Genomic DNA, 12,584 nt, shown 5'->3' with positions numbered 1-12,584 from the left:
GGATAACAGCAGTGTGCCAGTTTAAATCATGCCATTGGAAAAATTTATAGTTGAAGAGCTGTATGGGATTTACCACTTCCGTATTGAGTAGCGGGAACCGCACATCATTAGTCAAGGAGGCAAAATAGTATGATAACCATTGATTTTCAAGATGATACAAATTCAGTTGATGAAGCGTTTGTCGATATGATTCAGCGAGTGATTCGTTTTGCAGGAGAAAAAGAAGGAATCACGGGTGACACAGAAGTTTCAGTGAGTTTCGTGGATAATAAGGAAATTCAAGAAATTAACCGTAATTACCGCCAAAAAGATGAGCCTACCGATGTTATTTCCTTTGCCATGCAGGAGCTTGGGGAAGACGAGATGAACGTATTGGATGAAAACATGCCTCTTATGCTTGGCGATATCGTTATATCCGTTGATAAAGCCAAAGAACAAGCTGAAGAATATCAACACTCCCTGGAAAGAGAGTTTGGTTTTTTGGCATTGCATGGTTTCTTACATTTGCTGGGCTATGATCATATGAGTGAAGAAGATGAGAAGAAAATGTTCGGCAGACAAGAGGAAATTCTACATGAGTTCGGACTTCAAAGGTCGTAAAGGTAAAAGTGGAATCGGCTTTCGTTTTGCATGGAACGGGATTAAAGAGGTTTATCTATCAGAGCGGAATTTCCGTATCCATACGGGAGCGGCTGTTGCAGTCGTGTTAGCCGGATTCATTGTCGGTTTATCCAAGCTGGAATGGGCAGCCATCCTTCTTGTCATCATGCTGATCTTCAGTTTGGAAATGATCAACACGGCTGTGGAGAGATTGCTTGATTTTTATCACCCGGACCGACACCCACTCATAGGTTCCATCAAAGATATAACAGCAGGGGCAGTTCTCGTCGCGAGTATTGGCGCGATCATAGTTGGCTTGGTTATATTCTTCCCCAAGCTTTTATAAGGGTGAGGATGGGAAAGAGAGACAGAAGATGATATAGTGAGTATAAGCAGCATGACTGCGTGAACATTTATTGGAGGAACAGGTATGACTGAAAATTTCAAATCCGGGTTTGTAACGATTGTCGGGCGTCCCAATGTGGGCAAATCGACGTTTATGAACCGAGTGATCGGCGAAAAGATCGCCATCATGAGTGATAAACCCCAAACGACCAGAAACAAGATTCAAGGAGTTATGACAGACAAAGAGTCTCAGATCATTTTTATTGATACTCCTGGTATTCATAAACCAAAGCATAAACTTGGTGACTACATGGTGAATGTTGCTGAGAATACACTGAATGAAGTGGATGCCGTTTTGTTCATGATCAATGCAGAAGAAGGATATGGACGAGGAGATCAGTTCATCTTAGACCGTCTTCAACGGGTGGACCAGCCTGTGTTCCTAATCATTAATAAAATTGATCAAGTACACCCGGATGATCTACTTCCGTTGATTGATCAGTATAAAGAAAAGCTCGATTTTGAAGAGATCATTCCGATTTCGGCGCTTGAAGGAAATAATGTCAATCATTTGCTGGATGTATTGAAGCAACATCTGCCGGAAGGTCCGCAGTTTTATCCTGAGGATCAAATCACTGACCACCCGGAGCGGTTTGTCATCAGCGAATTTATCCGAGAAAAGGTTCTACACCTGACTCGTGAAGAAATTCCTCATTCCATTGCTGTAGTCATTGAGTCGATTGAACCAAGGAATGAGCATGATAAGGTTCAAATCCAAGCGGCCATCATCGTAGAACGTAAATCCCAAAAAGGGATTATCATCGGTAAGCAGGGGAGTATGCTGAAAGAGATCGGAAAAAGGGCCAGAAGAGATATTGAATCTCTTTTAGGGAGTAAAGTTTATTTGGAACTTTGGGTAAAAGTACAGAAAGACTGGAGAAACAAACAAATCCAACTTAGTGATTTCGGCTATCGCGAAGACCAATATTGAGGGTTGGAAAATATTAAGCCTTATGTTTTCAGTCAGGGGAAGCATTTTAGTAATGTGCACTCGTTTAGTGATGATAAGAAAGGCGGTGTTTCTTGTGCGCGACAAGCTTTCATGGAATGTTTTCAGTCAAACAGGCAGTGTGGAAACTTATTTATTGATGAAAGAATTGGAGTCTCAAGATCAGCAGTCTCACGAAAAGCTAACTTCCCCTACTGAGCCAATATCTACGGATGAATTGAATTCGTAAACGGAGCAGGTGACCCATTTGATGGATAAGGTGGAAGGAGTCGTCATTCGGACGAATAATTACGGTGAAACACACAAAATCGTCACGATGATGACGCGAGAAAAAGGGAAAATCGGAGTAATGGCTCGAGGCGCTAAAAAGCCAAAAAGTCGGATGTCCTCGATTACCCAACCATTCATCCACGGTACATTCTTAATTCAAACAGGATCCGGCTTAGGATCAATGAGTCAGGGGGAAATGCTATCTTCCCTCCGGTCGATTCGCGAAGATATTGTAAAAACGGCTTATGCGTCTTACATCGCAGAATTGACCGATAAACTCATTGAAGAAAAGAAGCCGGATCCTTTTCTTTTTGAACAATTGCTGCAAACGTTGCTCTGGATGAATGAAGGGAAAGATCCGAATATCCTCAGCATGATGTATGAATTGAAGATGTATCGAAAAGCCGGGTTCGCCCCGGTCGTCGATCATTGTATCTCCTGTGGAAGCCAGGAAGGGCCTTTTTCTTTTTCGATGGTTGAAGGTGGCTTGCTATGTTTTCGCTGTAAACAGAGGGACCCGCAGGCATATGGTCTGCCTGATCCTCTTCCTAAGTTGCTTCGAGTCTTTTTACATATGGATGTGAAGCGCCTCGGGCAGATTACCATGAAAGAAGAGAACAAGAAATTGTTGCGTCAGATCATGGATGAATATTACGATCGGTACGGTGGTTATTTTATTAAATCCAAAAAGTTCTTAAAACAACTGGATTTGTTTTCAGACTGAGGTTTGACAATTTCACTGCAATTAGAGTATGATTCTATTACTAAATATCGTGTTGCTGTGATGGAAAGTAGTAACTGGTCTGTGGGTTCTAATAGCGAGCTTGTGGTGGTGGGAGACAAGCAGAACTTACCCGGTGAAGGCGTTCTGGAGCAATTATGAAAGTGGCTTTCTTATTTACAGGAAGCAATTAGGGTGGAACCGCGGAAACCCCGTCCCTATGTCTGGATGCAGACGTAGAGACGGGGTTTTTTCTATGGCTAAGGCAATTTTAGGAGGGAAAGTATGAATATTCAAGACATGATATTAACATTACAGAATCATTGGTCTGAACAAGGATGCCTGCTCATGCAGGCTTATGATACGGAAAAAGGTGCAGGGACGATGTCTCCTATGACATTGTTAAGGAGTTTAGGGCCTGAGCCATGGAATGTGGCTTATGTAGAACCATCACGTCGTCCTGCGGATGGTCGATATGGCCAGAACCCGAATCGTTTGTATCAGCATCATCAATTTCAGGTAATCATGAAACCTTCTCCTGATAATATCCAGGAACTTTACTTGCAGTCTTTAGAAGCGCTGGGCATTGATCCGAAGAAACATGACATTCGTTTTGTAGAAGATAATTGGGAAAACCCAACGCTTGGTGCTGCAGGTCTTGGCTGGGAAGTATGGCTGGATGGAATGGAAATCACCCAATTCACATATTTCCAGCAAATCGGAGGTTTGGAAGCGAATCCTGTCTCCGCAGAAATCACTTATGGATTGGAGCGTCTCGCTTCTTATATCCAGGATAAAGAAAATGTCTTTGATCTAGAATGGACAAACGGAGTGACGGTTGGTGATATTTTCGCCCAGCCTGAATATGAACATTCTGTTTACACGTTTGAAGCTTCTGATGAGGAAATGCTGTTCGATCTCTTCACTACTTATGAAAAGGAAGCTGAAAAGATCATGGAACGTGGCCTGGTATTTCCTGCTTATGACTACGTCCTTAAATGCTCCCATACTTTCAATCTGCTTGATGCAAAAGGTGTCATCAGTGTAACAGAGAGAACGGGTTATATTTCCCGAGTCAGAAACCTGGCAAGGAAAATTGCAAAAACATATGTAGAAGAAAGGGAACGCCTCGGCTTCCCTATGCTGAAAAAGGAGGAGGGTCACCATGAGTAATACGGTTTTATTTGAGTTGGGTGTAGAAGAGCTGCCTGCTCGCTTCATCAATGATGCTTTAGATCAGTTGCAAAATAAAACAGCACAATGGTTTAACGACAATCGGATCCCATATGGAGAAATTCATGGTTTTGCTACGCCAAGAAGACTGGCCGTTAAAATAACGAATGTAGAAGAAAAGCAGCCGGATATCGAGGAAGAAGCGAAAGGACCGGCCAAGAAAATCGCTCTTGATGATGATGGGAATTGGACGAAGGCGGCCATCGGATTTTCTAAAGGCCAGGGCAAGGATGTGGAAGACATCTATTTTAAAGAAATTAAAGGCACAGAGTATGTTCACGTCAACAAGTTTATTGAAGGTGAGCATACATCCTCTCTCCTGAAAAAATTCCGTGATGTCTTTCTATCTCTCACCTTCCCAAAGAATATGAGATGGGGCGATCGTGAGCTGCGGTATGCGCGTCCTATCCGTTGGATGATTGGACTTTATGGGGAAGAGGTTATTCCTTTTACAATTGAAGGAGTAGAAACCGGTAAGAAAACATCTGGCCATCGGTTCTTAGGTTCAGAAGCGACCGTGAGTGAAGCTGACTTGTACGAAGAAACGTTGGGCGCACAATACGTTATGGCTTCAGTGGCTGAGAGAAAATCAGAAATCCTAGACCAGTTGAAGAAGTTGGAGCAAAAACAGGGATGGCAGTTAATTATAGATGAAGATCTCTTGAATGAGGTCACTCACCTGGTAGAGTATCCGACAGTTTTCAGCGGCACATTTTCTGAAGAATTTCTTGATGTCCCTGAGGAAGCGTTGATTACATCGATGAAAGAGCACCAGCGCTATTTCCCTGTCCGTGATTTGGAAGGCCGTCTGAAAGCACACTTTGTCGGAGTGCGTAACGGAGATGCCATGCATATTGAGACGGTGGCCAAAGGAAACGAAAAAGTTCTTAAGGCACGCCTGAAAGATGCTCAGTTCTTCTATGAAGAAGATCAAAAGGGGAGCATTGATGAAAAAATGAAAAAACTTTCCCGCATGGTCTATCAGGAAGAGCTTGGTACGCTTGCGGATAAAGTTCAGAGGATTGTCGCCATCTCAGGGAAACTCGGAGAGTGGATTGGACTTGAAGATGAGAAGCTTAAAAAAGCGAAGCGTGCGGCGGAAATCTGTAAGTTCGACCTCGTCACGCACATGGTGGATGAATTTACAGAGCTCCAAGGGACAATGGGGGAAAAGTATGCCCGGATCTTTGGTGAAGATGAAGAAGTAGCTGTAGCTATCAATGAGCATTACATGCCTCGTCAAGCGAATGGAGCTTTACCGGAAACCACGATTGGATCTATCGTCAGTATTGCAGATAAACTGGATACCATTGTGGGAAGCATTTCCATAGGTATCATACCGACAGGGTCTCAGGACCCCTATGGGTTGAGACGCCAAGCTTTGGGGGTCTTGCAGACATTAACATCTAAAGGGTGGGCTATTCCTGTGGAGAAACTGATCGATCTTGTCCATCAGTTTTACTACGAGCTTGAACTGCCGACCCGTAGTGAAAAAGACGTCCATGAGGATCTTCACGAATTTTTCCGTGTTCGTGCTGCTTATCTTATGAGAGAAGAAGGCGTGGCTCCTGATGTAGTGGAAGCCGTACTTGCAAAAGGAATCGGAATCTATCCCACTACAAAAGAAAAGGCGGTCCTCCTTGTGGAAAAACGTCAAGATCCTTCTTTCAAATCTGTGCATGAGGCTCTGGGTCGTGTATTGAACCTGGCCAAAAAGTCTGAAACGACCGATGTTGATCCTGCTTTATTCGAAAATGAGAAAGAAAAGCATTTGTACAAAACGTATCAGGATATTCAAGGGGATTATCGGGAAGCGTTGCAAAACGCTCGACCTTCAGTTGCCTTGGACCACCTAGCAAAACTAGCTGAACCTATTCACCTCTTTTTCGAGGAGACGATGGTGATGGCTGAAGATGAAAAGGTTCGTCAAAACCGTTTGGGACTATTGAAGCGGATTTCTGAAGATGTCTATGACTTTGCTGACTTAAATGCCATTGAATGGAAACAACAGTTCTAATCTGCTTTCTTTTTACCGATGATTAAAAATGAGCTATAATTAAGAAATAGTATGTCACAGTTAGTGATCGGGGTGAAGAAAAGTTGGAACTATCAAACCGTCAAGAACAAATCATTCAAATTGTTAAAGATAATGGGCCGATAACAGGGGAGAACATAGCCGATCAGCTGAGCTTGACCCGTGCCACATTGCGTCCGGACCTTGCTATATTAACGATGGCAGGGTATTTGGACGCCCGGCCCAGGGTCGGTTATTTCTTTACAGGAAAAACAGGATCCGAACTGTTTACGGAGAAGTTGAAAAAGTTCAAAGTGGAAGAGTATCAATCGCGTCCAATTGTTGTGGAAGAAGATGTTTCTGTTTATGATGCGATCTGTTCAATGTTTCTGGAAGATGTAGGCACGCTTTTCGTAACAGACCAGCATTCCATGTTAACGGGGGTACTCTCCCGGAAAGATTTGCTGAGGGCAAGTATCGGGAATCAGGATTTAACATCTGTCCCTGTCCATATCATAATGACTCGGATGCCCAACATTACGGTTTGTGAACCAGGAGACTTATTGTTGGATGCAGCCCAAAAGTTGATTGAAAAACAAATTGATGGACTCCCTGTCGTTAATCCTGAAGACGAAGGGTTAAAAGTGGTCGGACGACTAACAAAGACCAATATTACGAAAGCTCTTGTGGAGCTTGGACGCGATCAACATCTGTAATTCAATCGAGGGAGGAGGAATCATATGGAAAAGCCATTGATTTATGTATTGTCTGATTCAGTGGGGGAAACGGCGGAGCTGGTTGTCAAAGCCTGTCTTAGTCAGTTTGATGACGGGCCGTTCGACTTACAGAGGATTCCTTATGTCGAAGATAAGGGAACAATCAATGAAGCAGTATTGCAAGCGAAAGAACATAAGGCGATGATCGGTTTCACTCTAGTGGTTCCTGAGTTCAGGCAGCACCTTAAAGAACAAGCGGAAAAACATAATATACAATGTGTGGACATCATGGGACCTATGATGGAAGTGATGGAGCAGCACCTAGATATTAAACCTCGGCTTGAACCCGGCCTCGTTCATAAGCTTGATGAGGATTACTTTAAGAGGGTGGAAGCCATTGAATTTGCCGTACGGTATGATGATGGACGCGACCCTCGTGGAATCTCAAAAGCTGACATTGTCCTCATTGGTGTTTCCCGTACATCGAAAACGCCATTGTCCCAGTACCTTGCTCATAAGCGGCTGAAAGTGGCCAATGTACCTATCGTGCCGGAGGTTCAACCGCCATCAGAGTTGTTCCGCGTAGATCCAGATAAATGCATCGGACTAAGTATTAGTCCTGAGAAGCTGAATGATATTAGAAAAGAGAGATTGAAATCTCTTGGGCTCGGGGATCAGGCGAGTTATGCAAACATGACGCGTATCCAGCAGGAAATCGACCATTTCAACCGTATTGTAGAAAAAATTGATTGTCCTGTTATTGATGTATCGAACAAAGCTGTTGAAGAAACAGCTAATATTATAATGAACAAGTTACGACAAGACGCCCAGGAATAGGGCACCTGAGAGGAGTCGCGCTTTGATTAAGCGCGACTTTTGTTGGGAAGAATGAAATTAGGTACAATTAGACATGGCATTAATCTTAGGAATGTATTATAATATCTATTTGTGGTAAAAATCCTTATTGTGAAGGTAAATTCATTCCTAAGACTGTTTTTCTGATTGAGACACAGGGCTGTACTTTTCAGAAAAATAAAACATTCGCATATAAGGAGGATTCTACCGCTTATTGTAGAAATATTGATACTATGCCAAATATAAATGTCCATATTTATGTCGATGCAGATAGTTGTCCAGTACAGGATGGAATCCTCGAAGTTTGTGCAGAATTTCATCTGAATCCACTTTTTATAGCTACAGTGAATCACTATAGCCGTGAAAAAGCCGAAAGTGGATGGATATTTGTCGACCATGGGTCGCAGTCTGTGGATTTGTACATTCTTAACTATGTACGAGAAGGGGATGTCGTCATTACCCAGGACCTTTCGCTGGCTGTGCTGCTTACTTCTAAAGGGGTTTATGTTCTAACTCCAAGAGGTAAACTGGTTAAAGAAAATGATGCAGATATGATTATGAATCAAAAGTATATCCGGCAGCAGACATTTAAGCAGAGGAAGAGGTGGAAAGGTCCCTCGGCATTTACAGCGGAGGATCGGGAGAACTTCCGTACTGGTTTCCAAAATTTGTTGTCAGAACATGAAGGATTTTAACAATGAAACGAGAATAATTGAAGTAGTATGGTGATCATATGGCTGGACATATTCCTGAAGAAAAAGTTGATGAAATTAGAAAGTCCACGGATATTGTTGAAGTAATCGGCAATTATGTCGATTTGAAAAAGCAAGGAAGAAACCATTTCGGTCTTTGCCCTTTCCATGGGGAAAATACTCCTTCCTTTTCCGTTTCTCAAGATAAGCAGATTTTTCACTGCTTTGGTTGTGGAAAGGGAGGGAATGTCTATACCTTCCTGATGGAAATTGAAGGATTCAGCTTTATTCAGGCTCTCAAACAACTGGCTGAACAGACGGGGATTGATCTGCCTGATCAAATGGCGGAAGATGCTCCGGCTGAAAAAAGCCAGGAATCACAGGCGATGCTTGAAGCTCATCAATGGCTGACTAAATTATACCATCATTTGTTAAAGAATTCCAAAGATGGCCGGGAAGCGTATCAATATCTAATCGACCGGGGATTTACGGATGAAACCATTGATAAATACAAAATGGGATACTCACCGGATTCAAAGGACTTCGTTGTAACCTTTCTTGAAAAGAAAGGCTACCACCCTCAGACAATGGTGAAAGCCGGTTTACTCAGCACGAATGATCAGGGAGAATATGCAGACAGATTTCGTGGGAGAGTCATCTTTCCATTGAGAAATCACTTAGGAAAGACAGTTGCTTTTGCGGGGAGATCTCTCGGAAATCAGGACCCTAAGTATTTAAACAGTCCGGAAACAGAGCTTTTCCATAAAGGACGTTTGCTTTATAACTTTGACCTCGCCCGTTCCTCCATTCGTAAAGAGAAGGCTGTCATTCTTTTTGAAGGTTTTGGAGATGTGATTTCAGCAGATCAGGCGGGTATCCACCATACTGTAGGTACCATGGGGACATCTTTGTCCAACATGCAGGCAAATCTTCTGAAGAAATACGCTGATCAGATTATTATCTGTTACGATGGTGATCGCGCAGGGATCGAGGCTGCCGTCAAAGCTGCCAAACTGATGAAAAGTGTAGGCTGCCAAACATACGTTGCACGTGTCCCTGATGAACTTGACCCGGATGAATTCATTCAGAGGTATGGAGGGGACAGGTTCAAGCGTGAAATCATCGATACGAGTGATACGTATATATCCTTCATGATGAGTTATCTTCGCAGAGATTATAACCTGCAAGTAGAAGGAGATCGGATCACCTATATCGAAAAAGTACTACAAGAGATCGCAGCGCTTGACCGTGCTGTCGAAAGAGAGCATTACCTAAATGAGATCGCTGGAGAGTTCCAGCTTTCTATAGAGACTCTTAAAGAAGAGATTCAACAAATCCGATTACAGAGCGGTGTGAAGGATAAGGAACCTAAGAACCGATATACTAATGATACCCGGCCGTCGGCGGTTCAAAAGAAATTGCTGCCTGCGTTTCATAATGCAGAGAGGAAACTCATTGCTTATATGTTAAGAGATCCTTACATTGCGGAGAAGGTTCAGGAGGAAATTGGTGGTTCTTTTAATATCGAAGATCATCAGGTTATTGTCACCCATCTTTACGCATATTATGAAGACGGCAATGAATCGGATATCAGTCAGTTCGTGGAAATGATTGAGGATGCATCCATCAAAAATTTGGCGATTGAGCTTGCGATGGCCTCTGTCAGCGAGGATATTTCTGATCAGGAAATCCATGACTACATTACAAGGATCCGGTCAGAACAATGGGATCGAACGGATATTAGAAACCTTGAATCTGAGTTGAAGAAAGCTGAACAACAGAATGAGCCGATCCGAGCAGCTGAAATTGCGATGGACATTATCAAGCGGAAGAAAGAAATGAAACAGTAATAGGTAGAGTTTGGATAGATTGTTGGAAGGAGGGGGACTTATGGCAGATAAGCAACAGCAGCCATCACGTTCTAAAGAAAATGAGAATCAAACAGAATTGACACTTGAGCAAGCGAAAGAGCAAGTTGTCGAGCTAGGTAAAAAGCGGGGCATTCTCGCTTATGAAGAGGTAGCAGAAAAACTATCGAGCTTCGAACTCGATTCCGACCAAATGGATGAATTCTATGAGCACTTGAATGAACAAGGGGTCGAAGTAATCGGTGATTCAGATTCGGACCCAAGTATTAAGCAATTGGATAAAGAGGAAGAGTTCGACCTGAATGATTTAAGTGTACCACCAGGAGTCAAAATCAACGATCCTGTGCGTATGTACCTTAAGGAAATCGGTCGGGTGAATTTACTTTCTGCCAAAGATGAAATCAGCCTTGCTCAACGCATTGAGAATGGGGATGAAGAAGCAAAGCGTGACTTAGCCGAGGCCAACCTTCGACTTGTTGTAAGTATTGCTAAAAGATATGTCGGTCGTGGAATGCTCTTCCTGGATTTGATACAAGAAGGGAACATGGGATTAATCAAAGCTGTAGAAAAGTTCGATTACCGGAAAGGGTATAAGTTCAGTACCTATGCTACATGGTGGATTCGACAAGCCATCACTCGTGCTATTGCTGACCAGGCGCGTACGATTCGAATCCCTGTGCACATGGTGGAAACAATCAACAAGCTGATTCGGGTACAACGTCAGCTTCTGCAAGATCTTGGCCGCGAGCCGACACCTGAAGAAATCGCTCAGGATATGGATCTTACACCAGATAAAGTACGTGAAATTCTGAAAATTGCTCAGGAACCGGTATCCTTAGAGACCCCGATCGGGGAAGAGGATGATTCTCATCTGGGTGACTTCATTGAAGATCAGGAAGCAACTTCTCCTTCTGATCACGCCGCATATGAATTATTGAAAGAACAGCTTGAAGATGTTCTCGATACATTGACAGATCGAGAAGAGAATGTCCTGCGACTTCGATTCGGCTTGGATGATGGCCGTACTCGAACACTTGAAGAAGTAGGGAAAGTATTTGGGGTAACTCGTGAGAGGATCCGTCAAATCGAAGCGAAGGCTCTACGTAAACTCCGCCACCCAAGCAGGAGCAAACGCCTAAAAGACTTCATGGAATAAAGGTTCATTTGACTCAGGGATTCTTTCGTTTATTTATTCGAAAGAGTTCCTGAGTTATCTTTATCTTTTGGAGGTTTGCTATGAACAATGAAAGGACTAAGACAATCATTGATGAAATTAAGTACTGGAAACGTACACGTATGCTTCCTGATGAATATTGTGATTTCCTGTTAGCGCTTTACACAAAGGGGGAAGACATTGAAACGGAACCAACGGTTAATGTTAATGCATCACAAAGCATTGTGTTTCCTTTAACCATGGGGTTGAATGTACTCTTGTTACCCCTTTCATTACTTGTCATTTATTTTACTGAAATGGGAATCATAATGCAAACAGTGGTTTTGTCGAGTTTTGTAATATGCGCATGGATTCATTTGCGTTGGTTACAATATAGAAAGTCCGATTGGTTTTTCATTCCTCTTCTTAACGTAGGATTAATGTTTCTTGTACTGTCCGTCCATCTACACTCTTTTCTATTTGATTCGGTCCTTTCTTTTTATATTATCCTTGGGCTGAACTTCTTTTTCTGGGTTTTTCTGGGGAGTATTCGGAAGGTGAAAACGCTCTTCTATTCAGGAATCATCGGCTTCATCCTTTTAATAATTTACATTGTTTCATAAGTTTTCACACGATATCTCTTTAATAAGTAACGGTTTTCAAGTAAAATAAATATAGTCGAATAGACACGAAAAATTCTATATGAAGGAATACATAAGGAGGTTGCAACAAATGAGAAAGAACCCTGTGATTCCATTCGCAATTATCGCTGTACTGGGGATTGTCGTTATGATTATCGTCTCTGCAGCAGGGATTAACCAACGCGAAGCTATTCAGAATGAAGAAGAAGGTGGCGGAGAGCACCAAGAAGAGACAGCAGATGCCAACCCTGAAGAATTGTTTCAGAACCAATGTGCAAGCTGTCATGGTGGAGACTTGAGTGGCGGAGCCGGCCCGAATCTTCAAGAGGTAGGAAGTCGCTACTCTGCTGCAGAGATTGAGGATATCATCGTCAATGGTAAAGGTTCTGCAATGCCGGCAGGTCTTTATACAGGAGAGCAAGCAACTAAATTGGCTGAATGGCTGGCTGAAAAGAAATAATTATAGT

The 12,584-nt window shown here is 42.8% G+C and carries 13 protein-coding genes; all 13 read left to right on the top strand.

The window, feature by feature from the left end; translation table 11 throughout:
• Nucleotides 1–129 precede the first annotated feature (129 nt).
• The 13 genes from ybeY to cccA all read left to right on the top strand — a co-directional run bounded on the left by ybeY (nucleotide 130) and on the right by cccA (nucleotide 12,577).
• Nucleotides 130–600: an rRNA maturation RNase YbeY gene (ybeY, locus tag ACXADE_RS13235; RefSeq protein ID WP_474980928.1), complete on the top strand. Its 471-nt coding sequence runs from the start codon at nucleotides 130–132 to the stop codon at nucleotides 598–600.
• A complete protein-coding gene (locus ACXADE_RS13230; protein ID WP_474980927.1) occupies nucleotides 575–946 on the top strand; it encodes a diacylglycerol kinase family protein in 372 nt (123 codons plus the stop codon). The genes ybeY and ACXADE_RS13230 overlap by 26 nt, the downstream gene beginning before the upstream one ends.
• Before the next feature lie 84 nt (nucleotides 947–1,030).
• The gene (era, locus tag ACXADE_RS13225; RefSeq protein ID WP_474980926.1) at nucleotides 1,031–1,936 is read left to right on the top strand and encodes a GTPase Era; all 906 of its coding nucleotides are present in this window, start codon (nucleotides 1,031–1,033) and stop codon (nucleotides 1,934–1,936) included.
• 94 nt (nucleotides 1,937–2,030) lie between these two features.
• Nucleotides 2,031–2,183: a YqzL family protein gene (locus ACXADE_RS13220; protein ID WP_474980925.1), complete on the top strand. Its 153-nt coding sequence runs from the start codon at nucleotides 2,031–2,033 to the stop codon at nucleotides 2,181–2,183.
• A gap of 18 nt (nucleotides 2,184–2,201) precedes the next feature.
• The gene (recO, locus tag ACXADE_RS13215; RefSeq protein ID WP_474980924.1) at nucleotides 2,202–2,948 is read left to right on the top strand and encodes a DNA repair protein RecO; all 747 of its coding nucleotides are present in this window, start codon (nucleotides 2,202–2,204) and stop codon (nucleotides 2,946–2,948) included.
• Between the two features lie 282 nt (nucleotides 2,949–3,230).
• Nucleotides 3,231–4,118: a glycine--tRNA ligase subunit alpha gene (gene glyQ / locus ACXADE_RS13210; protein WP_474980923.1), complete on the top strand. Its 888-nt coding sequence runs from the start codon at nucleotides 3,231–3,233 to the stop codon at nucleotides 4,116–4,118.
• A complete protein-coding gene (gene glyS, locus ACXADE_RS13205) occupies nucleotides 4,111–6,195 on the top strand; it encodes a glycine--tRNA ligase subunit beta (protein WP_474980922.1) in 2,085 nt (694 codons plus the stop codon). The genes glyQ and glyS overlap by 8 nt, the downstream gene beginning before the upstream one ends.
• 83 nt (nucleotides 6,196–6,278) lie before the next feature.
• The gene (ccpN, locus tag ACXADE_RS13200; RefSeq protein ID WP_474980921.1) at nucleotides 6,279–6,908 is read left to right on the top strand and encodes a transcriptional regulator CcpN; all 630 of its coding nucleotides are present in this window, start codon (nucleotides 6,279–6,281) and stop codon (nucleotides 6,906–6,908) included.
• 24 nt (nucleotides 6,909–6,932) lie between these two features.
• Nucleotides 6,933–7,745, top strand: a complete 813-nt coding sequence (locus ACXADE_RS13195; protein WP_474980920.1) for a pyruvate, water dikinase regulatory protein — start codon at nucleotides 6,933–6,935, stop codon at nucleotides 7,743–7,745.
• 251 nt (nucleotides 7,746–7,996) lie between these two features.
• Nucleotides 7,997–8,458 (top strand): YaiI/YqxD family protein, encoded by a 462-nt coding sequence (locus tag ACXADE_RS13190; RefSeq protein ID WP_474980919.1) that lies wholly within the window; start codon nucleotides 7,997–7,999, stop codon nucleotides 8,456–8,458.
• A 38-nt stretch (nucleotides 8,459–8,496) separates the two neighbouring features.
• Nucleotides 8,497–10,305: a DNA primase gene (gene dnaG / locus ACXADE_RS13185; protein ID WP_474980918.1), complete on the top strand. Its 1,809-nt coding sequence runs from the start codon at nucleotides 8,497–8,499 to the stop codon at nucleotides 10,303–10,305.
• 40 nt (nucleotides 10,306–10,345) lie between these two features.
• Nucleotides 10,346–11,479, top strand: coding sequence for an RNA polymerase sigma factor RpoD (gene rpoD, locus ACXADE_RS13180; protein WP_474980917.1), 1,134 nt, complete (start codon nucleotides 10,346–10,348; stop codon nucleotides 11,477–11,479).
• 729 nt (nucleotides 11,480–12,208) lie between these two features.
• A complete protein-coding gene (gene cccA / locus ACXADE_RS13175) occupies nucleotides 12,209–12,577 on the top strand; it encodes a cytochrome c550 (RefSeq protein WP_474980916.1) in 369 nt (122 codons plus the stop codon).
• The last annotated feature ends 7 nt before the right edge of the window (nucleotides 12,578–12,584 follow it).

Source organism: Halobacillus sp. ABR2_026, assembly GCF_056158545.1.
Note: the sequence above shows the minus strand (reverse complement) of the source record. Positions and strands in the feature narration are given on the sequence as shown.